Annotated in this window: 1 pseudogene; it reads right to left on the bottom strand. The window is 65.2% G+C overall.

The features are described 5' to 3' along the window. Nucleotides 1-26: 26 nt before the first annotated feature. Nucleotides 27-1,175 (bottom strand): annotated as a pseudogene (locus ENE74_RS18610) (IS3 family transposase). Nucleotides 1,176-1,235 lie beyond the last annotated feature (60 nt).

Raw genomic sequence — 1,235 nt, forward strand, 5'->3', positions numbered from 1 at the left:
TGACCTGCCCCCCACTGGTCCCGCGGTCATAACGAGAGTCTGCCGGTTTGATATTCGTGCTGCCCGACCGGCACAAGCGCGTCGGGTGTGACGCTTCCATCATGCAGGAACGCCCGACGCGCTTGTGCCGGTGTCCGGTTCCCCAGGGATGAGTGCGGCCGGACGTTGTTGTAGTCGTAGCGCCAGACGGCCAGCTTGCGCCGGGCGTCGGCGAGGCTGTCGAACAGCTCCTCATTCAGGAGCTCGTCGCGCAGCGACCCATTGAACGATTCAATGAACGCATTCTGCTGCGGCTTGCCGGGATCGATGTAGTGCCACTCGACCCGGTTTTCGCTGGCCCACCTCAGGATTGCCTGGCTGGTGAACTCGGTCCCGTTATCGCTGACGATGCAAGCCGGTTTGCCGTAGAGCCGCACCAGCGTGTCGAGTTCGCGCGCGACCCGGACACCGGAGATGCTGGTATCGCCCACGAGGCACAGGTTCTCCCGGCAGGCGTCATCGTTGATCGCCAGGATGCGCAGCCGACGGGAAGCGCCGAACGTGTCAGCCACGAAGTCCATCGACCAGCGATCGTTTGGCCGCAGCGGCACGGGCATCGGCGTCCGGCTGCCACGAGCACGCTTGCGGCCCCGTCGCCGCCGCACAGACAGCCCTTCTTCCCGGTACAACCGGTAGAGCTTCTTGTGGTTCATGACGTGCCCCTTGCGTTCGAGCATCACGCCGACCCGCCGATAACCAAAGCGACGGCGCGTGGCGGCGATCTCGCGCATCTCCTCGCGGATCTTGGCGTGGTCGGGCGGACGTTCTCGCCGGACCGTCTTGGGGTCGACGCCGCACGCAGGCCCGGCGCTGCGAGACCGGCCAGTCTCGCATCACGCCGAGCGCTACGTCCCGTCGCTGGGCCGGCGTCGTCAGACTTTTCCCAACAGGTCCTTCAGGATCGCGTTGTCCAGCACGCTCTCGGCCAGCAGCCGCTTGAGCTTGGCGTTCTCATCCTCGAGCTGCCGCAGACGCCGGGCCTCGGACACCTCCATTCCGCCATACTTGCCCTTCAGCTTGTAGAACGTTGCCGGGCTCAGGCCGTGCTTGCGGCAAACCTCCACCGTCGGCAGGCCCGCCTCCTGCTCCTTGATCATCCCGATGATCTGATCCTCGGAAAAACGGCTCTTCCTCATGCGTCTGCTCCTTCCTTGGGGCAGACTCTACATCAGATCGAGGGAGCCAGCGGGGGGCAG

This window comes from Sphingobium algorifonticola (genome assembly GCF_004005485.1).
Classification (GTDB): Bacteria; Pseudomonadota; Alphaproteobacteria; order Sphingomonadales; family Sphingomonadaceae; genus Sphingobium; species Sphingobium algorifonticola.